Source organism: Serratia sp. KH_031 (genome assembly GCF_057839655.1).
Map to the genome: position 1 here is coordinate 4,696,631 of NZ_CM174496.1, position 21,155 is coordinate 4,717,785.

At 48.4% G+C, this 21,155-nt stretch carries 17 protein-coding genes; 12 read left to right on the forward strand and 5 right to left on the reverse strand.

Features of this window, described 5'->3' with window-relative positions:
* Positions 1-4 precede the first annotated feature (4 nt).
* The gene (gene envC, locus AC3ISQ_RS21270; RefSeq protein WP_489349730.1) at positions 5-1,345 is read left to right on the forward strand and encodes a murein hydrolase activator EnvC; all 1,341 of its coding nucleotides are present in this window, start codon (positions 5-7) and stop codon (positions 1,343-1,345) included.
* Positions 1,330-2,280, forward strand: a complete 951-nt coding sequence (locus tag AC3ISQ_RS21275; RefSeq protein WP_489349731.1) for a divergent polysaccharide deacetylase family protein — start codon at positions 1,330-1,332, stop codon at positions 2,278-2,280. Before envC ends, AC3ISQ_RS21275 begins: the two co-directional genes overlap by 16 nt.
* Before the next feature lie 43 nt (positions 2,281-2,323).
* Here AC3ISQ_RS21275 and tdh read toward each other — a convergent pair whose 3' ends face one another.
* Both tdh and kbl read right to left on the reverse strand, forming a co-directional pair.
* On the reverse strand, positions 2,324-3,349 hold the full coding sequence (gene tdh, locus AC3ISQ_RS21280) for an L-threonine 3-dehydrogenase (protein ID WP_489349733.1): 1,026 nt from the start codon (positions 3,347-3,349) through the stop codon (positions 2,324-2,326).
* A gap of 9 nt (positions 3,350-3,358) precedes the next feature.
* On the reverse strand, positions 3,359-4,555 hold the full coding sequence (gene kbl, locus AC3ISQ_RS21285; RefSeq protein ID WP_489349735.1) for a glycine C-acetyltransferase: 1,197 nt from the start codon (positions 4,553-4,555) through the stop codon (positions 3,359-3,361).
* Between the two features lie 585 nt (positions 4,556-5,140).
* Between kbl and AC3ISQ_RS21290 the strand changes: the two genes are divergently transcribed.
* The 7 genes from AC3ISQ_RS21290 (at position 5,141) to AC3ISQ_RS21320 (ending at position 14,432) form a co-directional block, all read left to right on the forward strand.
* The gene (locus AC3ISQ_RS21290) at positions 5,141-7,948 is read left to right on the forward strand and encodes a S8 family serine peptidase (RefSeq protein WP_489349736.1); all 2,808 of its coding nucleotides are present in this window, start codon (positions 5,141-5,143) and stop codon (positions 7,946-7,948) included.
* Positions 7,949-8,059: 111 nt separating this feature from the next.
* Complete coding sequence (gene rfaD, locus AC3ISQ_RS21295; protein ID WP_489349738.1) at positions 8,060-8,989, forward strand: ADP-glyceromanno-heptose 6-epimerase; 930 nt, start codon at positions 8,060-8,062, stop codon at positions 8,987-8,989.
* A 22-nt stretch (positions 8,990-9,011) separates the two neighbouring features.
* Complete coding sequence (gene rfaF / locus AC3ISQ_RS21300; RefSeq protein WP_489349739.1) at positions 9,012-10,058, forward strand: ADP-heptose--LPS heptosyltransferase RfaF; 1,047 nt, start codon at positions 9,012-9,014, stop codon at positions 10,056-10,058.
* A gap of 1 nt (position 10,059) precedes the next feature.
* Positions 10,060-11,022, forward strand: a complete 963-nt coding sequence (rfaC, locus tag AC3ISQ_RS21305) for a lipopolysaccharide heptosyltransferase RfaC (RefSeq protein WP_489349741.1) — start codon at positions 10,060-10,062, stop codon at positions 11,020-11,022.
* Positions 11,022-12,188: a glycosyltransferase gene (locus tag AC3ISQ_RS21310; protein ID WP_489353429.1), complete on the forward strand. Its 1,167-nt coding sequence runs from the start codon at positions 11,022-11,024 to the stop codon at positions 12,186-12,188. The genes rfaC and AC3ISQ_RS21310 overlap by 1 nt, the downstream gene beginning before the upstream one ends.
* Positions 12,189-12,210: 22 nt before the next feature.
* The gene (locus AC3ISQ_RS21315) at positions 12,211-13,443 is read left to right on the forward strand and encodes an O-antigen ligase family protein (protein WP_489349743.1); all 1,233 of its coding nucleotides are present in this window, start codon (positions 12,211-12,213) and stop codon (positions 13,441-13,443) included.
* 5 nt (positions 13,444-13,448) lie between these two features.
* Complete coding sequence (locus AC3ISQ_RS21320) at positions 13,449-14,432, forward strand: glycosyltransferase family 2 protein (protein ID WP_489349745.1); 984 nt, start codon at positions 13,449-13,451, stop codon at positions 14,430-14,432.
* A gap of 7 nt (positions 14,433-14,439) precedes the next feature.
* On the opposite strand, the gene AC3ISQ_RS21325 is transcribed toward AC3ISQ_RS21320, so the two are convergent.
* Both AC3ISQ_RS21325 and AC3ISQ_RS21330 read right to left on the reverse strand, forming a co-directional pair.
* The gene (locus AC3ISQ_RS21325) at positions 14,440-15,546 is read right to left on the reverse strand and encodes a glycosyltransferase family 9 protein (protein WP_489349747.1); all 1,107 of its coding nucleotides are present in this window, start codon (positions 15,544-15,546) and stop codon (positions 14,440-14,442) included.
* Position 15,547: 1 nt separating this feature from the next.
* Positions 15,548-16,504, reverse strand: coding sequence for a polysaccharide deacetylase family protein (locus AC3ISQ_RS21330; RefSeq protein ID WP_489349748.1), 957 nt, complete (start codon positions 16,502-16,504; stop codon positions 15,548-15,550).
* A 214-nt stretch (positions 16,505-16,718) separates the two neighbouring features.
* Between AC3ISQ_RS21330 and rfaQ the strand changes: the two genes are divergently transcribed.
* Genes rfaQ through AC3ISQ_RS21345 form a run of 3 tightly spaced genes read left to right on the forward strand, consistent with a single transcriptional unit; the run spans position 16,719 to position 20,019 of the window.
* On the forward strand, positions 16,719-17,798 hold the full coding sequence (gene rfaQ / locus AC3ISQ_RS21335) for a putative lipopolysaccharide heptosyltransferase III (protein WP_489349750.1): 1,080 nt from the start codon (positions 16,719-16,721) through the stop codon (positions 17,796-17,798).
* A complete protein-coding gene (locus tag AC3ISQ_RS21340; protein WP_489349752.1) occupies positions 17,795-18,922 on the forward strand; it encodes a glycosyltransferase family 4 protein in 1,128 nt (375 codons plus the stop codon). Before rfaQ ends, AC3ISQ_RS21340 begins: the two co-directional genes overlap by 4 nt.
* 2 nt (positions 18,923-18,924) lie before the next feature.
* Positions 18,925-20,019 carry a glycosyltransferase gene (locus AC3ISQ_RS21345; protein WP_489353431.1) on the forward strand — a complete coding sequence of 365 codons (1,095 nt, stop codon included), beginning with the start codon at positions 18,925-18,927 and terminating at the stop codon, positions 20,017-20,019.
* 30 nt (positions 20,020-20,049) lie between these two features.
* Here the strand turns inward: AC3ISQ_RS21345 and AC3ISQ_RS21350 are convergent, their stop codons facing one another.
* The gene (locus AC3ISQ_RS21350) at positions 20,050-21,066 is read right to left on the reverse strand and encodes a glycosyltransferase family 9 protein (protein ID WP_489349753.1); all 1,017 of its coding nucleotides are present in this window, start codon (positions 21,064-21,066) and stop codon (positions 20,050-20,052) included.
* Positions 21,067-21,155: the final 89 nt, after the last annotated feature.

Here is a 21,155-nt window from a genome sequence, read left to right on the forward strand (position 1 = left end):
CGGTATGACGGAGAAGGCATATTTTGCACTACCTACGGTAACCCGAGGCGCAAACAACGGCAGTCAACTGCCAGCGCCAAGGACGTTGACCACTCTCTGCGCCAGCATATTATGTGCTGGCGCATTGTTGTTGCCGTTATTTGGGTTGTTACCGCTATCTGGCTATGCAGCCGAAGACAACAAATCTCAACTCAAAGACATCCAACAGAGCATCGCTGAAAAAGAAAAAGCCGTTAAACAACAACAACAACAGCGCAGCTCATTGCAAGATCAGCTCAAACTTCAGGAAAAAACTATCGCGCAAGCCAGCCGGACGTTGCGTGATACCCAAGGTACATTGAGTTCTTTGGGAAAAGATATTGATGGCCTAAATAGCTCGATCGCCAAACTGCAAAAACAACAGACCGAACAACAAGATATTCTCGCTAAACAGCTCGATGCGGCGTTCCGCCAAGGGCAGCACAGCGCGTTACAGCTGATCCTGAGCGGTGAAGAAAGCCAGCGCAGCGAGCGTATTCTGGCCTATTTTGGTTATCTGAACGAAGCTCGCCAACAATCTATCGAAGAGTTGAAACAGACTCGCACCGAGCTCGCCACACAAAAAGCCAGTCTGGTCACTAAACAGGGCCAACAAAAATCATTACTCGGCGAACAACAAACGCAACAGCAAAAGCTGGAGCAGGCACGCAGCGCACGTAAGAAAACCCTGAGCGCTCTGGAAACCTCGTTGGCGAAAGATCAACAACGGTTAACCGAATTGCGCCAGAACGAAACACGCCTGCGTGACCAAATCGCTCGCGCCGAGCGTGAAGCCCGTGCCCGCGCCGAACGCGAAGCGCGTGAAGCGGCCAAAGTGCGTGAACAGGTGAAAGCGAAAGAACAACAAGCGAAGAAAACTGGCTCTAGCTATAAACCAACCGAAAGCGAGCGCTCACTGATGGCGCGCACCGGCGGCTTGGGTCGTCCAGCGGGACAAGCCATGTGGCCAGTACGTGGCCGCATTGAACACCGCTTCGGTGAATCACTACAAGGTGAACTACGCTGGAAAGGTATGGTGATCGCGGCGCCAGAAGGTAGTGAAGTTCGCGCTATCGCCGACGGTCGCGTGCTAATGGCCGACTGGCTGCAAGGTTACGGCTTAGTGGTCGTCGTCGAGCACGGTAAAGGTGACATGAGCCTGTACGGTTACAATCAGAGCGCGTTGGTTAACGTTGGTGCACAGGTGCGCGCTGGCCAACCGATCGCCTTGGTTGGCACCAGTGGTGGTCAAGGAAATCCGTCACTCTATTTCGAAATCCGTCGCCAAGGTCAGGCGGTTAACCCACTGCCGTGGTTGGGAAGATAGGTTTGCAGATCAAAACACGTATTGCCGTACTGATAGGTTCTTTATTGCTGGTTTCCGCCGCACAGGCTGGCAAACTGTCCATCGTGATCGACGATGTGGGTTATCGCCCACATGAAGAAAACGCCGTACTGCAAATGCCAACGGCGATTTCGGTCGCCGTGCTGCCTAACGCGCCACACGCCCATTTGATGGCCACTCAGGCGCACAGCCAAGGGCGCGAAGTCTTGATCCACATGCCGATGGCACCGCTCAGCAAACAACCGTTAGAGCGCGATACCCTGCAACCGTCCATGAGTAGTGAAGAAGTTCAGCGCATTATCCGTAATGCGGTGAACAACGTGCCCTATGCGGTTGGCATGAACAACCATATGGGCAGCGCGATGACTTCCAGCCTGCCGGGTATGGAAAAGGTGATGAAGGCGTTGGAAAGCTACAATCTGTATTTTCTCGACAGTATGACCATCGGTAACAGCCAAGCCAGTCGTGCCGCCGTGGGTACTGGGGTGAAAGTTATCAAACGCAAAGTCTTTCTCGATGATACTGCAAACGAAGCGGATATCCGCAAGCAGTTCAACCGCGCAGTAGAATTGGCGCGTCGCAATGGCTCAGCCATCGCAATCGGCCACCCACGCCCAGCAACGGTGAAAGTATTACGACAGATGCTGCCAACGCTCCCATCTGACATCGTATTAGTCAAACCCAGCGCACTATTGAACGAACCGCAGCAAAGTAGCGGCAGTAGCTATATTCCTCCGAGTAAACCACAAAAAACACAACCAAAGAATCCATTCACTGGCGCGATCAAGCAGTGTAAGGTCAAGTTGCCGCAGGAAAAACCAAACGCCAGCAAAGTGTTGGGGATCATTGGCGAAAGCGTGGCACAGTCTGCCCCGGTAGAATTTATCAAACGTCACTGGAATCAGTGGTTGGGATAATACATAGTGAATGGAGCCGGGAATCCGGCTCCATAGTAGGAAATCAATCCCAGCTCAATACCACTTTGCCGGACTGGCCGGAACGCATGGCATCGAAACCTTTCTGGAAATCATCAATACCGAAACGGTGAGTGATCATTGGGGTTAGATCCAGACCAGATTGGATCAGCGCTGCCATCTTATACCAGGTTTCGAACATCTCACGGCCATAAATCCCTTTGATAAACAGCCCTTTGAAGATCACCTGATTCCAGTCGATCGACATATCCGATGGTGGAATACCCAGCATCGCAATACGACCACCGTGGTTCATGGAGTTCAGCAAAGTACGGAACGCCGGTGGTGCTCCTGACATTTCCAAACCAACGTCGAAACCTTCGGTCATGCCCAATTCGGTCATCACATCGCTCAGGTTTTCTTTGCTGACGTTAACCGCACGGGTCACACCCATTTTACGCGCCAGATCCAAGCGATATTCATTCACATCAGTGATAACAACATGACGGGCACCGACGTGTTTACAGACCGCCGCAGCCATAATGCCGATCGGGCCAGCACCGGAAACCAGCACATCTTCACCAACCAAATCAAACGACAGCGCAGTGTGCACCGCGTTACCGAATGGATCGAAGATCGAAGCCAGTTCGTCAGAAATATTGTCTGGAATTTTGAAGGCGTTAAACGCCGGGATAACCAAATATTCAGCGAAGGAACCAGAGCGGTTAACGCCAACCCCAGTGGTGTTACGGCACAAATGAGTACGTCCACCACGGCAGTTACGGCAATGTCCACAGGTGATGTGTCCTTCACCGGAAACCCGATCGCCAATTTCGAAACCTTTGACTTCTTGGCCGATCGCCACGACTTCACCGACGTATTCATGCCCAACCACCATCGGTACCGGGATCGTCTTCTGAGACCATTCATCCCAGTTATAGATATGCACATCCGTACCGCAGATCGCGGTTTTACGGATTTTGATCATGACATCGTTATGCCCCAGCTCTGGCTGAGGCGCATCGACCATCCAAATCCCTTCTTCCGCTTTCAGTTTTGACAATGCTTTCATGATATTACCTTATGCAATAACGCCAAGCTGTTTACCGATACGAGTAAACGCCGCTACAGCGCGCTCAATTTGTTCCGGGGTATGGTCGGCAGACATCTGGGTACGGATGCGGGCCTGACCTTTCGGCACCACCGGGAAGAAGAAACCAGTGACATAAATGCCTTCCTTGAGCAGCTCATTGGCGAAATTCTGCGCCAATGTTGCCTCACCTAACATCACCGGGATGATGGCGTGATCGGCGCCAGCCAGCGTAAAGCCTGCGGCGGTCATTTTTTCGCGGAACAGGCGGGCGTTAGTCCACAGGCGATCGCGTAGCTCATCGCCCTGCTCCACCAACTCCAATACTTTGAGAGAGGCGGCAACAATAGCTGGAGCCAATGAGTTGGAGAACAGATACGGGCGTGAACGCTGGCGCAACCACTCTACGACTTCTTTCTTGCCGGCGGTGTAACCACCAGAAGCGCCGCCGAGTGCCTTACCTAAAGTACCGGTGATGATGTCGACACGCTTCATCACATCGCAATATTCATGCGAACCGCGACCATTAGCACCGACAAAACCCACGGCGTGGGAGTCATCCACCATGACCAACGCGTCATATTCATCAGCCAGATCACACACGCCTTTCAGATTAGCAATCACACCATCCATCGAGAACACACCGTCGGTGGCAATCATAATGTGACGCGCACCCTCAGCCCTTGCCTGCTTCAATTGCTCTGCCAGTTCTGTCATATCGTTGTTGGCGTAACGGTAGCGTTTAGCTTTGCACAGGCGCACACCATCAATGATGGAAGCATGGTTCAACGCATCGGAGATAATCGCGTCCTCCGGCCCTAACAGAGTTTCGAATAGGCCACCGTTGGCATCGAAGCAAGAGGAATACAGAATCGAATCTTCCATCCCCAGAAACTCAGCCAGTTTTTGTTCCAGCTGTTTATGGCTGTCTTGCGTGCCACAGATAAAGCGCACAGAAGCCATACCGAAACCGTGGCTGTCCATACCGGCCTTGGCCGCTGCAATCAACGCCGGGTGGTTCGCTAGACCAAGGTAGTTGTTAGCGCAGAAGTTGATCACATGGCTGCCATCAGCAACTGCTATATCGGCCTGCTGAGCAGAAGTGATGATGCGTTCGTTTTTGAACAATCCTTCGGCACGAGTAGTGGCAAGTTGCTGTTCCAATTGCTGATAAAAAGACACGGACATTACGGTTATCTCCAGGATTGGCGTGTTTTCCACAGATTTTACTGTTTTGTAACTTATCAGACGATAATACTACGGAAAAGGGTAAAAGATGGTGGGGATGATGTAAATTTCCTGCTATCGCAGCGCTATTTTGCTGCCTAGATCACGGAGTTCACAGCGCCAGTGAGCTGCCAATCACTACAGAATAAAATGATGCCTTTGATTAACATCTCCATATAAAATCCGGCTAGAACATCATCACTGAATGCACCAACAACATTCACTTAACTTATTTAAGAACTGCAATGCATTTATCAAAACAATGTAAAATCAATAAATTAATCACCTAGCGGATTTGACGAGATTAATTTGTGCATCTAGCATTGAATTCAGAGTAGCCTTCATAATTGTCGCTGTAATATATCTGACAAGGCGAGTCAATAAGCAACATTACATGGTTATTCATCACAACCCTCAAAAATATTTGGGAAAGTTTTTTGGGGAAGGATGACTTATATCAGAAATCCGAAATACTTATTTGCGGAATTCAAGGAGCGCTCAAATTGATTTAATAAAAATGGCTAATAAAAGCCAGGAGTACTTCTCATGTCCTCAGGAAAATCTCTACTCCAGAAGTCTTTATATTTATCCGGGAACTCTTTTTTAACCTTCATACTTTCCGCCTGTGGAGGTGGCGGTGGCGGCGGTGATAGCAGTAGCAGTGTAGAACCTCCGCCAACGGAGATTAAAAATACCGCGCCGATCATTTCCCCCACCAAACCATTAACTCAAGATAATTATAATCAACATCTGTTTATTACCCACGCAGCTGAAGCACGTGCCGCCGGTTATACCGGTGCAGGTATCACTATTGGCGTAGTCGATAGCGGTATATTAACAACGAACCCGGCGCTGCAAGGAAAAGTGGCACAATATTTCTCTTATGTTGATCCGGACACCAACAATACCGCTGTAGGTGATGTTCGTGGTCATGGTACTAAAGTTGCACAAACCATTGCCGGACAACGAGTTGAACCCTTCTCTGGCGGTACAGCTCCTGGGGCTACCTTAGTCAGTGCCCGAATTATTCCTGATACAAAAACATCCGGTGGCTCAAAAGGTTATTCTTTATTCGACGTTAACCGCGATATGGCCAATGCTGGCGCTAAAATCATGAATAACTCGTGGGATATTCCCACTTGGACAGACCCCGATAGTTCCACCATTAATCATTACGCCGATGCCTACCAGTATTTTGTCGTGTCGCATGGTGGGTTAGTGATATTTGCCAGCGGTAACGATCACCATGAAAACCCAAGCAATATCGCTGCTATCCCCACACTCGCCAACTCATCTGCATTGGAAAAAGGTTGGTTAGTCGTTAGTGCAATCAATAAGCCCAATGAACTCGCCTCTTATGCCAATGCCTGTGGCAGCAGTATGCGCTACTGCTTAGTGGCACCGGGAACCGTCTCCGTTCTGACTCAAAATCCGCAAACCGGGGCCCTGTTTAATACCATGGTTGCCGGCACATCTTTCTCGGCACCTCAGGTGTCAGGGGCGGCAGCAATGGTCTGGCAGGCATTTCCCTATTTTAATAACGATTTAGTGCGCCAGACTTTATTGGGTACCGCAACGGACCAAGGAACGCCAGGCGTCGATGCCACATTTGGCTACGGCCTGTTGAATGTCGATGCCGCAGTACGTGGCCCTGCCAAATTTGATTGGGGAGATGTTAGCGTTTCATTTAACGGCTATTCCTCAACGTGGGGTAACTCAATCAGCGGAACCGGGGGACTCATCAAGAACGGCACCGGTACATTAGTACTTGAAAAAGAGGCCACTTATAGCGGATTAACTCAAGTATTAGGGGGAACACTCACATCAAACAATGGGTTAACTTCCGCTGTCAACGTAGGGCCCTCCGGCACATTGGATGTTCGTCGCGTAGGTGGCAACGTGAACAACCAAGGTAGCGTGGTGCTACACAACGGCCAGACCAACTTTAGTCAAAACTATAACCAAACGGCCGATGGCCAATTAGCGCTGGTATTAGGCTCTACGTTGAATGTTCAGGGCACAGCCACTCTGGCGGGCGATCTTCACGTGCTAGCCGTGCCTCAAGGTTATGTCACATCCACCCAGCATCAAGATGTGTTAACCGCTCAAGGTGGTTTAACCGGGCAGTTTGATACCTTCACTAAAACATCCGGCGTCTTCTTGGATGCCACCGTCGGCTATAGCAGTAATCAGGCGTGGTTGAATATCCAACGCGTGCAAGTCACCAATGCCGCAGGTGTTGAATACAATGCCGCAGCGACTTCTGGTGCCAATCGCGTTGAGCAAGCTTTTACTCAGTTAGATAATCAGTTAGCCAATTCAACAGCGCCAACCGAGGCTAAGACCACTGAATTTATGAATGGAGCGGCCAGCATTCAACAATCCCCCAATGCACAGGCCGCCCAAGCCTCGCTGGAAAGCCTATCAGGGCAATTACCTGCAGCCAGTTTGGCAATGACCATGCAAGCGATTAGCGTGAATAATCGTCAGGTTTCCGACCATATCGCTCAATTGATGGATTCCCCGATAAGCAGTGCATGGACGGGAAACATCAATTATCAAAGCCAATTGGGTAGCTCGGGTCTCGCAGGTGTTAATTACAATATGAATGGTTGGGTTATAGGACAAGATATTTTCCTGGATAAAAATACCTTTATGGGGAGCTCATTAACCCGCAGTGAAACTTATGGCAACCTGAGTCGTGGCTCAGAAAACAGCAGCGGTACCGTGGGTGAAGGTTCCCTGTATGGCGGTAAGATTTTTGACTCTTACTATGTCACAGGCCGTATTGCCTCCGGTTACTACGACGGCCAGCAAAAACGCACGTTATTATTGGGCACTCAAGCACCACGAGTCAGTAGCGATCAAAGCGGTAGCTATTTTACTCTCGGTAGCGAAATGGGTTACCGCATTAAAAAGGAAGGTTGGCAACTCACTCCTTATATTGATACGCAATACATCAGCATGAAACAGGATGCGTTTCAAGAGAATGGAGCTTCCGGTTTTGGCCTACAGGCAAATGCTCAAACCACAACTCGTTGGCAGGCAGGGCTCGGCGTACGAGCAGGTTATGGTTGGGAATTAGGCAATCAAGGTAAAATCAATCTCACGGCTCAAACCCATTATCAACAAGCCATTTCTCAGGATAACGGTAGCTATAACGCCAGTTTTACCGGCATTAACCAATATATGCCGTTGAATGGCATCCCATTGTCTCGCGATATCATGATGGTCGGCAGTGGTCTGGAGTGGGTATTCACTGACGACATGGCGCTGAATATGCTTTACGAGCAGTATTTTGCTGATAATCAGCAATCGAGCATGATGAATATGAATTTAAAAGTCACATTTTAGAAAGGATATTAGGAACCCAAGCGATGTTTGCGACGGCACGAAATGCTATTATAGGCAGCATATCGTGTGAAGCATTGTGCTTCATCAGGCAGATTGATAGGGGAAAACCCAATGATTATCGTCACTGGCGGCGCTGGCATGATCGGCAGCAACATCGTTAAGGCTCTGAATGATATAGGTTATCGTGATATTTTGGTGGTAGATAACCTGAAAGACGGTACCAAGTTCGTTAACCTAGTTGATCTTGATATTGCTGACTACGTTGATAAAGAAGATTTTATCGCCAGTATTATGGCCGGTGACGATCTGGGTGAAATCGACGCTGTTTTCCATGAGGGTGCTTGCTCCTCTACTACCGAGTGGGACGGTAAGTACATGATGGACAACAACTATCAGTACTCCAAAGACCTACTGCATTACTGTCTGGATCGCGAAATCCCATTCTTGTACGCTTCTTCTGCGGCCACCTACGGCGGCAACGAAAACTTTATCGAAGAACGTCAATACGAGCAGCCACTGAACGTTTACGGTTACTCAAAATTCCTGTTCGATCAGTATGTTCGTGAAATCCTGCCTCAGGCAGATTCACAGATCTGCGGTTTCCGCTACTTCAACGTTTATGGTCCACGCGAGGGTCACAAAGGCAGCATGGCCAGCGTCGCGTTCCATTTGAACGGACAAATTAATCGCGATGAAGATCCAAAACTGTTTGCCGGTAGCGAAAACTTCAAACGTGACTTCGTTTACGTCGGTGACGTGGCAGCAGTCAACCTGTGGTTCTGGAAAAGCGGCGTATCCGGCATCTTCAACTGCGGTACTGGCCGTGCAGAAACCTTCCAAGCCGTGGCCGATGCCGTTGTCGCCCATCACCAGAAAGGTTCTGTGGAATACATTGAATTCCCGGAAAAGCTAAAAGGCCGTTACCAAGCCTATACGCAAGCCGATCTGACCAAGCTGCGTGCAGCGGGTTGTGATATCGAATTCAAAACCGTCGCCGAGGGCGTGAAAGAGTACATGGCCTGGTTGAACCGCCCCGCCTAAGCTAAAGGGACATATTCACGGTATGAAAATACTGGTTATCGGCCCTTCATGGGTTGGCGACATGATGATGTCGCAAAGTCTTTATCGCACCCTGAAGACCGAACATCCCACAGCAGAAATCGACGTGATGGCACCCGCTTGGTGCCGTCCGTTGCTAGCACGGATGCCGGAAGTCAACCAAGCGCTGGCCATGCCGCTGGGACATGGTGCTTTAGCCATCGGTGAGCGTCGTCGTTTAGGCCATACCTTACGTGCTAACGGTTACGACCGGGCTTATGTGTTGCCCAACTCGTTCAAATCTGCACTAGTTCCCTTCTTCGCCAACGTGCCGCAACGCACTGGCTGGCGCGGTGAAATGCGTTATGGTTTGCTTAACGATATCCGCGTGTTAGATAAAGCCGCTTTCCCGTTGATGGTGCAGCGCTATGTCGCCCTGGCCTATAACAGTCAGCGAATCCAGAGCGCCGACGACCTCCCACAACCCTTGCTGTGGCCACAATTACAGGTCAGCGATGAAGAGATCGCTGAAACGACCTCCGCATTCAACCTGACCGATCATCGCCCAATTATTGGTTTCTGCCCTGGCGCAGAATTCGGCCCTGCCAAACGCTGGCCACATTATCACTACGCAACATTGGCGCAGATGTTGATCGAACAAGGCTATCAGGTTGTCCTGTTTGGCTCGGCCAAAGACCACGAAGCTGGTGAGCAAATCCGTTCAACACTGAGTGAAGACGAGCGTGATTTTTGCCTCAACCTAGCGGGTGAAACTCAGTTAGAGCAGGCCGTAATTTTGCTTGCCTCCTGCCAAGCGGTAGTCAGTAATGACTCTGGATTAATGCACATTGCCGCAGCGTTGAACAAACCGTTAATCGCCTTGTATGGCCCGAGCAGCCCGGACTTTACTCCGCCACTGTCCAACAAAGCCGTCGTTATCCGATTAATTACTGGTTACCATAAAATACGCAAAGGCGATGCCGATCAGGGTTACCATCAGAGCCTGATTGATATACAGCCACAGCAGGTGTTGGATTCGCTGACGCCGTTACTTGCAGCCAGCGAGGAATAACATGCAGGTGTTAATTGTAAAAACCTCGTCAATGGGGGATGTGTTACATACCCTTCCCGCATTGACCGATGCTATGCAGGCGATCCCCGGCATTCGTTTCGACTGGGTGGTAGAAGAAGGTTTTAGCCAAATCCCTACTTGGCACCCAGCAGTCGATCGCGTGATCCCGGTCGCGATTCGCCGTTGGCGTAAAAACTGGTTCGGTAGCGAAACTCGCCAGCAACGCTGTGACTTCAAACGTAAAGTTCAAGAGCGTCAATACGATGTGGTGATTGACGCGCAAGGCTTGATCAAGAGTGCCGCATTGGTGACGCGTATCGCCAAAGGCAGTAAACACGGGCAAGATTGCAAAAGCGTACGCGAACCTTTCGCCAGTTGGTTCTATAACCACCGCCACGAAATTAATAAACAACAACACGCGGTTGAACGAACTCGAGAATTATTTGCCAAAAGCTTGGGCTATGCCAAACCACAAAACACAGGTGATTACGCCATTGCCGCCCGTTTTCTCAACCATTTTCCCGCCGATGCAGGACAATACTTGGTGTTTTTACATGCCACAACGCGTGATGAAAAACACTGGCCGGAGCAAAACTGGCGTGAGTTGATCGAGCTAGTGCAACCCAGCGAGCTAAAAATCAAACTGCCTTGGGGTGCCGAACACGAACGTCAGCGAGCCTTACGTTTGGCTGAAGGTTTTTCGCATGTTGAAGTCTTACCTAAAATGAGTCTGCAACAAGTTGCCGAAGTGCTGGCAGGCGCTAAAGCCGTCGTTTCGGTAGATACCGGTTTAAGCCACCTCACCGCTGCGTTAGATAGACCCAACATCACCCTATTCGGCCCAACCGATCCGGGGCTGATTGGCGGTTATGGGCAAAATCAGGCGGCTATTGTTTCACCACAAAAGAGTATGGCAACCATTGCCGCAGATTCAGTGTTGGCAGAATTACAAAAGGTTATATGATGAAGAAGCTGCATATTATCAATCTGGGAAAGATGGGGGGCGTTGAGCGCCTATTTTTGCAGTATATCAATGATTCTACTGACACCAGCAATCAAGTCATTTGCATCAGCGGCGAAGTGGGTGAAGAAATCCGCAAACAAATGCCACAACAAAAAGTGACCTTTGCTAATCGCCTATTCAACTCCTTGAACCTTCGCTGCCCGCAGTTCCTACGCAAATATCTATTAAAATGGAAAATTGAAAGGGCAAACGCGGACGTTATCATCGTCTGGGATTTAATACCCGGACTGTCAGCGAAACCCAAACGCGGTAAGCTGGTCTATTACGATCATGGCTGTTCATGGCGCTACGCCAAAAATCATAAAACGTTGCGTTTTTTCGCTATGTTAGACGGTTGTATTTCAGCCTCCTACGCTTCCAAACGCGTGATGGAACTGCGCTTCAATCTGCCAATCGTTCCGCAGGTCGTCATCAACCGCATCAAAACGCCTTCTGGCATTAGCCAAGAGCCAAGAAGCCTTGGCCAGCCAATCCGTATTGGTACCGCTTCACGGTTAGTCAGCTTGAAAGGCATTAGCGTCACCTTGTTGATGTTCAAAGAGTTACTGCAACGTGGTCATAACGTTACCTTGGAAATCGCAGGCAAAGGCCCAGATAAGGACAAATTTGGACAATTGGCAGATAGATTGCAGTTGGGAGATCAGGTAACCTTTTCCGGTTTTCAAGATGACGTCGCTAGCTTCTTCAACCGTACTGACATTTATATGAGCACGCCGATTACCGAACCCTTTGGACTTTCTTGTATGGAATCATTGTATTATGCTGTCCCAGTAATTTTCCCATTGGTTGATGGCCAACCAGAAGTCATTAAACACGGTGATTGCGGCCTAGGGTTAACACCATCAGTGACGATTGAAGAACATGAGCGCCTAAGCGGTATTAAAGTGGATTTCCCTCATGATGTTTATGATCCCGTCACAGACCAATTAGTAACACCAAAACTATTATCACACCTTGATTGTGCAGACGCATTCGAACAGCTCATCGCATCAGATAATTATGCGAAAATGAGCCAAAATGCGCAAAACTATCCTACAAAACATTTCAATTATGCCCTGTTCAAAACAGAGTTTGATCACACCTTGAGTACTTTTGTGATCCAATAATTATGCAAGCTGGAAAATATTAATGTTAAAAGAAAAAACACCGCACCCTGCTTTTAGTTATCTCATCTACTTAGGCTGTGCTATTGCCTTTTGTATGATTCCTTTTGGTTCTTCTACCGGACGAAATATTTTCTATATTGCCAGCTACATCGCCTTTATTGCCATTTGCGTAAACCTTAAGTTTTACATCAAAAACAGGATAAATCTTATCCTGCCCTTATGTCTTTTTTGTGTTGGGCTGGGTACCATTCTATGGATGACACATTTCAAGCAACAAGGCGAGTACATCAATATTTACCGAGCCTACATGGCGACAGGTAGGTTGTTGATCGCAACAGCATTCATTCTTTTGATTGCACTCAATGAACGTATTTGCATGCAACGCTGGTTCATTGGTCTTGCCTTGTTTGCGGGGCTGCTCATCAACTTCTATGTGTTCTATCAGGGGTTATGGTTAGATGTTCCACGTGCAGAACTGAATTTTGATCGTGCTACTATTGCTGCTTATATTATCACAGCAACCAACCTGGTGATGATGCAGGCAATTTTGATGTTACGCTCACGCTATCGTATTCCATTGTATATATTAGGTTTCGCATTATCTTTTACGGCTATCATCCTGACAGGAACCCGAGCCGCAATGTTGGTTTACCCGGTAGCAATCTGCCTCTCGGTATTAGCGACTAAAGACCTTATCTCCACTAAACATAAAATTATCTTGGTAATATCACTGCCCATTTTGCTTGCTATTTGCGGCTTAGCGTTAAAATCACAAATCGAACAACGGATTAACGAATTCCGCGACAACCTAAATATGGTAGTGACCCCTGGGTTAGATAACTCAGTAATGTCGAGAATTTCTATGCAAATTGTTGCCCTACGTACTGGGAATATGGCTCCCCTTGGGCAATCTGCCGAACAACGTGGTGAAGAGATATTAGCTATCGTGGCACAACATCCCGAACTCAACGGGGCCGCATTTTACGCAACAGTCCATCTACACAATGAGATGCTGGAGACCTATTCCCTAAAAGGCGTTTGGGGTGTGGTACTGTTGCTGGCGCTTTATCTTGGCCTATTTTTGTCTGCCCTACGACCATACCGTAACGCACTATTGCTGGCGATCACATGCAGTTTGTTCGCTTATGGGCTTAGTGATGTTATTCTCTTCAGTACCGAAGGTACCGCAATGTTTTGTTTAGCAATTATTCTAAGCGCGTTATCTGTGAAGAAAACGAAGGAAACACAGGGCTAGATGATATGAGCCAATCACCACTACTCAGCTTTATCGTCCCCTTTTACAACAATGAAGAGTTCATTGTTGCCTGCCTACATTCATTATTTGAACAGGCTGGCGCTGACATTGAGATCATCATTATCGATGACGGTTCTACTGATAAGTCAGCCCGTTTAGTTCACCAATACCTTGCGAAACATCAGTCTTTAATAAACGTGAAGTTTATCTCGCAAGAGAATGGAGGAGTCGCTCAGGCGAGAAACGCGGGTATGACCATGGCAGAAGGCCGTTATATCACGTTTATGGATGGTGATGATTTACTGAGCAACGACTACTTACGTCACTTGCGCCCCATCTTGATGACGGAAGAATATGACCTGATTGATTTTAAATATCAAAAGTTCTGCGACGTTCCTCTAGAGGACGTCGTAGACAACCAAACTCGGTTGAAAATTTATGATTTTCACGCAAAGGGTATCTCTTGTTTAGAGCCTCTGTTTGCAATATCCATGTGGCACGTCTGGAGCCGAGTATATAAGCGGTCGTTACTAACAGGAGAAACCTTTACTAGCGGCCGTTGTTATGAGGACGTCATCTTCACGCCGTATATCTATTTTAAAACCCAGAAGATCGCACACTTGGATCATGAGCTGTATTTATACCGGGATAATATCCACGGTATCACGCGTAACATTAAAGCTAAGGATATTGAGGATTTACAGTTTGCCGTCAGTAAAATGATACTTTTTGCTGAACAGCATGTCGGTAATGAACCCTTGCGAAAATTGGCGGCATTAATGATCGCCAATTGCTTCACTGAAATAAGAAGCATGTCCAAAAAAATTCACGGCTATTATCGTTATGATAAGCAAGCCTGTGAACTTTTCCGCAAAGCGGTAGCGATATGCCAGGCCAGTAGTGTGCCTGGCAAAAAATTGGCTCAGATGCAGTATCCGCAAGTGGATATTTGGTTATCAAGAACCCGTTGGTGGTTGAAGAACCTCTAAGGCACTCTTAATCTGCCATTGATGCGTTCAGCGGCACATGCGCTAGCACTTCATCATAAATACGTTGCGGCTGAATCACTCCCATCGGTCCTTCTATTTCCAATGGCAGAGTATACCCAGTACGAGAAACATGAATAATTCGATGCAATTCATGATCCTGTATTGGCCCGGTCGAACGGGGATCCGCGGTAACAAACAGGCTGATCGTTTTCGTCTTCAATGCTACAGCCAGATGTAATGGCCCGGTATCACCAGTGATCAACACATCAAAACCATCAATCAACGTTAACAACGCCTGCAACCCGGTTTTCCCTATTTGATTATCCATGTGGGCATGAGTATCAGGATGAATCTGCTGCAAAAACTGGTTGGCTTTACCTTCATCCATAGAGCCACCAATCAACACAATACGTACCTTATCGTTATAAGCCACCAGCATATCTGCCAGTTTGACGTAGTGTGAAATTGGCCAACAACGTGACTCAGTTGACGCCCCGAGTTGGAAACCGATGGTATGAAAAGCAGCATTTTTCTGTGCCCGTTGATAAGGCGCAGGTATTTCCATACGCGGATCGTCATTGCGGCAACCCAGCACAGAAATCAACTCTAGCTTCCGGTGAATAAAGTGGCCGTAATAGTTGAAGACATAATTAACCAACCAAGGCTCAAGGCCGGAAATACCCGATTTATAGTTATCACGGATAATATATTTCGCACCGGCCAACACTGCGCTTATCACGTCATAAGGTTGATGGGAATGTAAAATCAATGCCAGATCGGGTTGATGTTGGCGTAATGATTTCAGCAGAGGGCGCATACTTTTGAATTTACTATCCCAATAAACCACTCGGTTGTAATAACGACTATTCTCAACCAGTTCCTGGTTTTTCTTATGTACCACTAATGTGATGTGTGCATCGGGATAACGTTCACGTACCGCTCGTAGCGCGGGGGTATTGAACATAAAATCCCCCAACGCAGTGGTGGAATAAATAACAATGCTACTGAACTGCATATTACTGTCGAAAGTGGTCTTATCCTGAAAACGACCATACTTCTCTGTATAGCGTCGTAGAAACCAATTTGCGATCTTAATCTTCCACTTTTTCGACATATCAATTCACTTTAAGTTGATAATACTCAGCCAATGTCATACCCACCGTCTTTTCCTGTAACCAAGCAAATAATTGCTCTAAATCACGGTACAAGGCTTCAATGTCTTGCTCATTTTTAAACGTCGGACTACCGCCGGGCATGAACTCGGAAGAGTGCAGCATAAATTCTACAAAATCATGCCCTTCCGCTAACGATCGCTCGGCCACCCGCTTCATGGCATCCAGATTACTCCCCGTTGGCCGTAACCAATGCACCGAAGGCGAACGCTGCTTACCACGCAGGCGATCATAACCCTGCTTGATTGCGTTCATCATTCCAGAATGTTTGTACTGAATACTCATCGGCACTTCCAATAAGGAAGAATTACCCGACTGCGCAATATTGGTGGGATCAATAAAATAAGCCTGCGAAGGAAAATAACGATAGTCCGTACCACCATTACCTTGTGGATTACCCGGCGAGTATTGCCAGTTCACGCGTGGTGTAACCGAACAATCTACCTGATAACCATATTCCAACAGTAAAGAGGCATAGTATTCATTGAACGCCCAACGACCGGCACGATGGCTCAGCATTTTAGTCTGAAAGCTATCTTCCAGTAACTTGGTCATATGATCAACTTTGGCGCGAACCAGATCGGCAGGAAATTCAATCAGATAAGGTTTGTGTCGCCAGTCATCGTCGGTCAATGGTGCTAATGGCGGGCTATTCCAAGCGTGCAGATGCATCCCTACTTCGCCAGTGCCTCGCTTGATCACATCGCGGGCGAATTCGACATATTCCGCATCAACCGCCATTTCGTAGTTGGTGAGATAAACCGGTTTAAAACCGTATTTCTCACAGAGTTCTTGAAAACGCGGCAAGAAATGGGTGTTCTCAGTCGAAATGCGATCATGGTTTTGCCACAGATTATCGCCTTCGGTATCAATAGTGATCAAAAACGCCGGTTTGGTCATAAGAATTTGGCCTGATAACAGCAATTGCTCTCTATGTTACGCAGCACGATTCAGATGGGCAAATGACTTTGCTGCCTGGTTTGGACAACGTTAATTCGGATTTGTCGCCCACTAGTCTATTTTTTTCTATATGGGCAAGAAATCCGTGCAAGTATAGCCACATGCGATCGGGTCATTTAGAATCAGCGGTTGGTTTCCCAGAAAATGATATCCGATGACCAACGCGCCAGCCATAACCACGACTCAGCCAATACAGCGTATTTTGATCGTTAAGCTCCGCCATCACGGCGATATGTTGTTGACCACACCGGTCATCAACACATTGCGACAAAATTATCCTCAGGCGCAGATCGACGTGCTGCTGTATCAAGAAACGCAAGACATGTTACTCAGCCATCCAGCGCTGGCGCAGGTGTTTGTTATCGATCGGCAGTGGAAAAAACAAGGCACCAAAGCGCATATGGCTCACGAGCTTCATCTGATCCGCCAACTGAAAGCACGCCATTACGATTTAGTGGTCAATCTGGCTGATCAATGGCGTAGTGCCCTGGTAACGCAACTGACCGGCGCACGAATCCGACTTGGGTTTGATTTCCCCAAACGTCAGGGTTTTCTCTGGAAGCATTGCCACACTCATTTAGTGCCAGTGACCGATCATCAAGATTTACATACCGTTGAACAGAATCTGTCACTGCTCCAACCGTTAGGATTGGAAGCCCTCGATCAACGCGTCACCATGAGCTACGCACCGCAAGATTGGCAAGCCAGCGAACGTTTACTGCAACAACAAGGTATTCATGGCGACTACATTGTGGTGCAACCGACTTCACGTTGGTTCTTCAAATGCTGGAGTGAAGAAAAGATGGCCGCCACCATCAACGCTCTGCAAGCTGATGGCCACCAGTTAGTACTCACTTCAGGCCCAGACGCCAAAGAGCGTGAAATGGTGGAAAAAATCTTGGCTCATTGCCCACAACAAGGCGTCGTCTCATTGGCAGGACAACTGACTCTGCGCCAACTCGCCGCACTGATCGACCACGCCAGACTGTTTATCGGCGTAGATTCTGTCCCTATGCATATGGCCGCTGCGCTGCAAACACCTTGTATTGCCTTATTTGGCCCTTCCAAATTGACTTTTTGGCGTCCGTGGCAGGTGATCGGTCGCGTAATTTGGGCTGGTGACTATGGCGCGCTACCCGACCCCGATGATATTGATACCGGCACCGACGAACGTTATCTCGACCTCATTCCTACAGACACGGTGATTGCCGCCGCGCGGAGCCAGTTAGCATGAAAGCATTTCGTTTGGCACTCGTTCGCCAAAAATACCGCCCGGATGGCGGGGCTGAGCGCTTTGTCTCCCGCGCCTTGGAGGCATTGGAAGAGCAAGACCTCGAACTCAACGTCATCACCCGCGAATGGCAAGGTGATGTCAATCCAAACTGGCACATTCACCTGTGTAATCCTATGAAGTTTGGCCGTATCAGCCGTGAACGAGGTTTTGCTGAAGCGGCTCGCGTACTGTGGCAAAAACAAAAATTCGATCTGGTACAAAGTCACGAGCGTATCCCCGGCTGCGACATCTACCGCGCCGGAGATGGGGTGCATCGCCGTTGGTTATTACAACGTGCACGCCTGCTGCCAACATGGCGTCGTAAGTGGCTGTTCTCTAACCACTTTCATCGTTATATCATGTGCGCTGAACGCGCGATGTATGCAGCGCCTGAATTAAAAGCGGTGATCTGTAATGCAGAAATGATCAAACAAGAAATCATTGATGATTTCGGTGTTCCGGCCGATAAAATCACCGTGATTTACAACGCTATTGATAACCAGAAATTTTTGCCAGCAAACGAGCAACTCCGCCAACAATTACGTCAGCAATATCAGATCCCACAGCAGGCTCATTGCCTGATTTTTGTCGGTTCAGGTTTCGAGCGTAAAGGTTTAGCCGCGGCGATCCGTGCCGTTGCCGCAACAGATAGCCATCTGGTGGTGGTGGGTCAGGATAAAGCGGAGAAACGTTATCGCGCCTTGGCCCAATCTCTCGGTTGTAGCGACCGAATCCATTTTATGGGTGTACAACAGCAGACGTTGCCGTTCTACCAGGCCGCCGATGCCTTGTTATTACCTACGTTGTACGATCCCTTCCCGAACGTAATTCTGGAAGCGATGTCCTGCGGGTTACCGGTGATCACCAGTACTACCTGCGGCGGTTCAGAATTCATTACCCCCGGTCAGAATGGTTTTGTTACCGATGCGCTGGATATCCCTGCGATCACAGAAGCCATTCGAGCATTACCTCGCCAAGCCTTGGGATCGCCGATGGCGGAAGCGGCTAGGTTACGTATTATGTCTGCCACACCGGCACGGCTATCAGAGCAGTTAATTAACCTCTATCAACGCTTACTGGATTGATGATGCGAATACTGATGATTATCGATGGTCTGCCGGGAGGCGGAGCTGAAAAGGTGGTGCTGACGCTATGCCAAGGTATGCAGCAATTGGGGCACGACGTTAGCCTGTTCTCTCTGAGGGATGTTTGTAACTACCCGATCCCAGAAGGCATTCATTATCAAGTCGTCGTGGATTCATGCCGCAAGCCTTGGCGCAAACTGACCGAGTTATCACGCCGCGCTGCGCTGTTAGACCGCGCCGTTATTGATAACGAACGCCAACATGGCACTTTTGATCTGGTGTTCTCCAACCTGCATAAGACCGATCGTATCGTCAGCCGTAGCAAAGTGTTGGCCTCAGATCGGCTATGGTTCTGTATCCACGGTATTCTTTCAACCTCTTATCTGGGGCATCGTAAAGGGCTCGATCGTTGGTTGAAACGGCGCAAGATCGCCAACGTTTATCAGACTCGCAACATCGTTGCAGTATCACAAGCCGTCGGGGATGATCTAAAACAGCAGCTCGCCATCCAACCGAACCGTTTAGCCGTCATCAACAATCCGTTTGATATCGCCGCCATTGAACAACAAGCAACAGAGCCCTGCGAACTAGCAGGCCAAGATTATCTGGTGCATGTCGGGCGCTTTCATCCACACAAACGGCACGATCGCTTACTAAAAGCCTATGCGTTGTCGGGTATCCAGGTACCTTTGGTACTCATTGGTACCGGCAAAGAAGAGCAGACAGCCGAAGCCAAAGCGCTGGCGACTGAGTTGGGGATTGCGGAACGCGTACAGTTTTTGGGATTCCAAGCCAACCCTTACCCGTTCATCAAACAGGCGAAGATGTTGGTGCTCAGTTCCGACAGTGAAGGCTTTGGCAATGTTTTGGTTGAAGCCTTGCTGTGTGATACTCCGGTCGTCAGCACCCGTTGCCCTGGCGGACCAGCAGAGATTTTAGAAAAAGCCGGAATGGCGAATGCATTGGCCGAATTGAATGAGCAATCACTGGCGCAGAAAATGGTAGAAGTTTATTCCCATCCCCCTCAGATTAATCATCAGCAATTAGCCAGCTACGGTTTAGACGCTATTTGTCAGCAGTATTTAGCATTGAAATGATGTGACAGACAGGGGCATCCCTGTCTGCGTTCACGCATCCAACATCTGTAGTTTCTGCCATACCTCGTCCACCGTCACATCAGCACAATCGCCAGACTCTGCTTGCAGGATTTCATATTTCCCTGACCACGGATGCCAACTGTCTTTATCTGTATCACCAAAAAATACAACTTGGTTCTTATGCAGTGCCGCAGCCAGATGCATCTGGCCACCGTCACTGCACAAAACACGATCGCAGAGATCAAACCCAGCCAGCAGCTCCCTCACTGACGCCGTAGAGTACAGCGCAACGCGTTGATGCTGACATTGTGCTAATAGCAGCTCTGCACGAGCCTGATCGCCAATATCATCAGGTGTTAGAGTCCCCTGAGGTGACCAGAAAATCAGTACCGAAGTCTGTGGTTCCGCGGTTAAGCGGCGAATAATTTCGGCATAACGCTCTAATGGCCAACGCCTTTTTGGGCTACGGCTACTGATATGTACCGCACAAATCCGCTCGGCGTCGGGTAAAAACGTTTGCAAACGTTGAACAGCTTGTTGGCGTTCAATATCGGTTAAATAAACTCTGACAGGAGGAATCGGGGGGATATTCTCCGTGGTAGCCGCCAAGTAACTATAGGCATTCTCCACCTGATGCTTACCGTGAAAGTCCGCTGGTTTAAACGGGCGACTAATTTCAGAACTGCCAAGGTCGGCTCCGATGATATGCTTTACACCAGCCATTTTAGCTAACCGTAAACTGTATTTACAAGGCACCGGATTAGCCAGAATAGCCGCATCAAACTCTATTTTCCGTAGTTGCAAGAATATCATTAGCCGCTCTAAATAAACGCCTAACGTAGTTTCGTTTTTCGCTTTATGTTTTGCTTTTTTATAGACAAAGACCCGTTCCAAATGCGGGTTATTCTTAACAACGTCTTGGCTGACTTTATTGATCAGCAGATAAATCTTTGCGTCTGGATGAGCAATCCTCAACCCTTCAATCAGTGGGGTAGTACAAACCAAATCGCCAATATTATCGCGGCGAATAATTAGAATATTTTTCATCTCAACCTTAGCAGCGAAACCTCTCGCCTGTTGTCTGATACCGCCCCTGAAGCCACCAAATTAGCGCCTTTCCCATCCGATTATGGTAC

What these genes read in the sequence shown, in the direction of transcription:
- envC (WP_489349730.1), top strand. Translation starts at nt 5, where the DNA reads ATGACGGAGAAGGCATATTTTGCACTACCTACGGTAACCCGAGGCGCA.
- tdh (WP_489349733.1), bottom strand. Translation starts at nt 3,349, where the DNA reads ATGAAAGCATTGTCAAAACTGAAAGCGGAAGAAGGGATTTGGATGGTC.
- kbl (WP_489349735.1), bottom strand. Translation starts at nt 4,555, where the DNA reads ATGTCCGTGTCTTTTTATCAGCAATTGGAACAGCAACTTGCCACTACT.
- AC3ISQ_RS21290 (WP_489349736.1), top strand. Translation starts at nt 5,141, where the DNA reads ATGTCCTCAGGAAAATCTCTACTCCAGAAGTCTTTATATTTATCCGGG.
- rfaD (WP_489349738.1), top strand. Translation starts at nt 8,060, where the DNA reads ATGATTATCGTCACTGGCGGCGCTGGCATGATCGGCAGCAACATCGTT.
- rfaF (WP_489349739.1), top strand. Translation starts at nt 9,012, where the DNA reads ATGAAAATACTGGTTATCGGCCCTTCATGGGTTGGCGACATGATGATG.
- rfaC (WP_489349741.1), top strand. Translation starts at nt 10,060, where the DNA reads ATGCAGGTGTTAATTGTAAAAACCTCGTCAATGGGGGATGTGTTACAT.
- AC3ISQ_RS21310 (WP_489353429.1), top strand. Translation starts at nt 11,022, where the DNA reads ATGAAGAAGCTGCATATTATCAATCTGGGAAAGATGGGGGGCGTTGAG.
- AC3ISQ_RS21315 (WP_489349743.1), top strand. Translation starts at nt 12,211, where the DNA reads ATGTTAAAAGAAAAAACACCGCACCCTGCTTTTAGTTATCTCATCTAC.
- AC3ISQ_RS21320 (WP_489349745.1), top strand. Translation starts at nt 13,449, where the DNA reads ATGAGCCAATCACCACTACTCAGCTTTATCGTCCCCTTTTACAACAAT.
- AC3ISQ_RS21325 (WP_489349747.1), bottom strand. Translation starts at nt 15,546, where the DNA reads ATGTCGAAAAAGTGGAAGATTAAGATCGCAAATTGGTTTCTACGACGC.
- AC3ISQ_RS21330 (WP_489349748.1), bottom strand. Translation starts at nt 16,504, where the DNA reads ATGACCAAACCGGCGTTTTTGATCACTATTGATACCGAAGGCGATAAT.
- rfaQ (WP_489349750.1), top strand. Translation starts at nt 16,719, where the DNA reads ATGACCAACGCGCCAGCCATAACCACGACTCAGCCAATACAGCGTATT.
- AC3ISQ_RS21340 (WP_489349752.1), top strand. Translation starts at nt 17,795, where the DNA reads ATGAAAGCATTTCGTTTGGCACTCGTTCGCCAAAAATACCGCCCGGAT.
- AC3ISQ_RS21345 (WP_489353431.1), top strand. Translation starts at nt 18,925, where the DNA reads ATGCGAATACTGATGATTATCGATGGTCTGCCGGGAGGCGGAGCTGAA.
- AC3ISQ_RS21350 (WP_489349753.1), bottom strand. Translation starts at nt 21,066, where the DNA reads ATGAAAAATATTCTAATTATTCGCCGCGATAATATTGGCGATTTGGTT.